Here is a 3,286-nt window from a genome sequence, read left to right as displayed (position 1 = left end):
CCGCTCCAGGGCCTCGACCAGATATTCCACGTGACCGCCTTCCCGGTGTTCGCGCGCGTCGAAGGCATTCTGCCTGGCTTCATAGTCGACAAAAACCGCGTCGATCCGCCGCCGCGCCTCACGCCGTGCCTTGGAACACTGGGAGTCATTGGGGACTGTCAGGCCCCTGAGCGACTTCTCGGTCGCACGCATCATCTGCCTGGCAATGTCGCCATGGGTCTCCTCATGCGTGCGAACGCCGGCGAAGAAACGCGCCCAGCGCTTGTTGAGGGCCGGCGGGAGGGCGGACGCGACACGGGGATAGGTAAAATTCAGGTTGAGCGTTCCGTTGACTTGCCCGATGCTGCAGGTGCCCTTGACCTCAACAAGATCGAACTCCCAAGCCTTTGTATAGCTGGTCTGTGCGATGGCGCGAGCCATGAAGCCATGCCTTGGCCCGTTGCTGTCCATGGACTCGATCAGAGCCTCTCCGGTCTTGCCGGAGATGTCGTATGTCTGCGTCTTGACCAGGATTTTCACGCCTGCCGATGCAGCCGTCGCGGAACCGCACAAGGCGCCAACGATCGCCAGACCTGAAAGAATGAGCAAGCGCATATCCGGCTCCTTTCCAACGACGATGGGTGGACTGGCGGCACAGTACCGCCAGCGCGGTCCACTTTACATGCCTTGGTAGACCGGTCCCTCGCCGCCCTGCGGTGGGACCCAGTTGATGTTCTGGTTCGGATCCTTGATGTCGCAGGTCTTGCAGTGGACGCAGTTCTGCGCGTTGATAACGAAGCGCACATCCTTCGCCGCCGGATCGGCGGCGGCGTTGCCATCCTTGTCTACCCACTCATAAACGCCGGCCGGACAATAGCGCGTCGAGGGTCCGGCAAAGACATCGTGTTCGGAACGCTGCTGCAGGGCCATGTCGCCGACCAGCAGATGCACCGGCTCGTTTTCCTCGTGATTGGTGTTCGACAGGAACACCGAGGACAAGCGGTCGAAGGTCAGCACGCCGTCGGGCTTCGGATAGGCGATCTTCTGGTGCTGGGCGGCAGGCTCAAGCGTCGCATAGTCGGCCTTGCCATGCTTCAGCGTGCCGAAGGGCGAGACGCCGAACAGCGTGTTCAGCCACATATCGAGGCCGCCGAGACCGACGCCGACGATGGTGCCAAAGCGCGACCATAGCGGTTTGACATTGCGCACCTTCTTCAGGTCCTTGCCGATGTCGGTCGCCCGCCAGGCCGCTTCGTAGGAGGAGAGCTCGTCATTGGCGCGACCGGCTCCGATCGCCTCGGCGACATGTTCGGCCGCCAGCATGCCGGACAGCACCGCATTGTGTGAGCCCTTGATGCGCGGCACGTTGACGAAACCGGCCGCGCAGCCCATCAGCGCGCCACCGGGGAACGACAGTTTCGGCACCGACTGCCAGCCGCCTTCGGTGATGGCGCGCGCACCATAGCCCAGGCGCTTGGCACCCTCGAAGGTGCCTCTGATCGCCGGATGCGTCTTGAAACGCTGGAACTCCTCGAACGGCGACAGCCAGGGGTTCTTGTAATTGAGGTGGAGCACGAAGCCCACCGCCACCTGGTTGTCCTCGAGATGGTAAAGGAACGAGCCTCCGCCGGTCTTCATGTCGAGCGGCCAGCCGAAGGAATGCTGGACCAGCCCCGGCCGGTGGTTTTCCGGCTTGACCTGCCAGAGTTCCTTGAGGCCGATGCCGTATTTGCCGGGCTCGCGGCCATCGGACAGCTTGTATTTGGCGATCAACTGCTTGGCGAGCGAACCGCGCGCCCCCTCGCCGATCAGCACATATTTGCCCATCAGCGCCATGCCAGGCGCAAAGCCCGGGCCGTGCGTACCGTCCTTCTCGACGCCCATGTCGCCGGTGACGACGCCGGTGACGGCGCCTTCCTCATTGTAGAGCAAGTCGGCCGCGGCAAAGCCCGGATAGATCTCGACGCCAAGCGCCTCGGCCTTGGTCGCCAGCCAGCGGCAGACATTGCCCAGCGAAACGATGTAGTTGCCGTGATTGTTCATAAGCGGCGGCATCAGGATATTGGGCAGACGGAACGAGCCGGCCGGACCAAGCACCAGGAAATGATCGTCGGTCACCGGCGTCTTGAAAGGATGGCCTTCCTCGTCGCGCCAGCCCGGCAGCAGCCGGTCGATGCCGATCGGATCGACGACGGCGCCGGAGAGGATATGGGCGCCGACTTCACCGCCCTTTTCCAGGACGACGACCGAGAGTTCGGGATTGACCTGCTTGAGGCGGATGGCGGCGGCGAGGCCGGCCGGGCCGGCGCCGACAATGACCACGTCGAATTCCATGCTTTCGCGTTCGATGTCGCTCATCAACCCCTCCGCACTGGCTTATCCCATTCGGGTATCTTGCTGGCTCCTGCGCTGCATAGCGCATCAATTGGCGACAGGAAACCGGCGCATACGTGACAATGCCGTTTTGGCCAAAAAGTCGCGCATCGCGTGGGCTTAGTGGCTGATTTCGTCTTGCAGGGCCGTCTGCGCCTACGTTTTTAATTGTTCGACGGCTCGCTTATCGGCCATACTTCATACCATGCGCATTCCTGGGCCAGGCGGCTTTTCATCGACGCGCTTTCCATCGACGCCCGGCCGGGCCTGCCGGGCGCTTCTTTTGGCCCTTCCGATGCTGGCACCGGGTCACGTTGCCGCGGACGAGGTGAAAGTCTGGGCCACGGGCGCCTACTCCTTCTCCGACGAGCTCGGCGGCTTCCACATCACCGGCGCTTCGGGCATCGGCACCAAGGACGATCCGCTGGTCATCACCGAAGAGCTGAATTCGTCAACGCCGGTGACGCTGACCATCCGCACGACAAAGCCGATCCAGGCCTTCGGCAAGGCCGGCGAATTCGCCAATGGCGTCATGTATATGCGCATCGACGTGCTCAACAACAGCGGCCAGGCCTGGGTCGAATTCCAGTTCGAGCTGCAAGAAATCCTGAACCAGCCAAGCGTGTTCGGCGACGGACTTTCGTTCGACCAGCGCAACAAGACACCCGACAATATCTGGTCGAGCTCTTTCGCCGATTTCGATCGCGATTTCGAACCCTATGACCGCCTGCTGTTCAAGAACGGCAAAGTCGACCCTCTGAAAACCGCCAGGTTCGAATTCCTGATGACCGACTATACGCCGCGCTGGACGTTCTATCTGGTGCAGGACCCACGCATACCGACGGGCTAGAGCAAGCGGCCAGCCTTGCAAATTCCCGTCATGCGGACGAATGTGCCGCCATGACTGCCGCTTCCCCAAACAACAGACAGGACC

The 3,286-nt window shown here is 62.1% G+C and carries 3 protein-coding genes; 1 reads left to right on the top strand and 2 read right to left on the bottom strand.

Going from position 1 to position 3,286, the window contains the following annotated elements; all coding sequences use genetic code 11:
• Both ACXJ7R_RS28225 and ACXJ7R_RS28220 read right to left on the bottom strand, forming a co-directional pair.
• Positions 1 to 594: DUF922 domain-containing protein (locus ACXJ7R_RS28225; protein ID WP_457154692.1), on the bottom strand; the 594-nt coding region annotated here is incomplete at its 3' end.
• 63 nt (positions 595 to 657) lie between these two features.
• Entirely contained in the window at positions 658 to 2,337 is a 1,680-nt protein-coding gene (locus tag ACXJ7R_RS28220; protein WP_457154691.1) for an electron transfer flavoprotein-ubiquinone oxidoreductase, read from the bottom strand.
• A 220-nt stretch (positions 2,338 to 2,557) separates the two neighbouring features.
• Here ACXJ7R_RS28220 and ACXJ7R_RS28215 point away from each other — a divergent pair, with 220 nt between their 5' ends.
• Complete coding sequence (locus ACXJ7R_RS28215) at positions 2,558 to 3,202, top strand: hypothetical protein (RefSeq protein ID WP_095081741.1); 645 nt, start codon at positions 2,558 to 2,560, stop codon at positions 3,200 to 3,202.
• Positions 3,203 to 3,286: the final 84 nt, after the last annotated feature.

This window comes from Mesorhizobium sp. P5_C1 (assembly GCF_054049815.1).
This window is presented reverse-complemented; position numbering and strand designations above follow the sequence as displayed.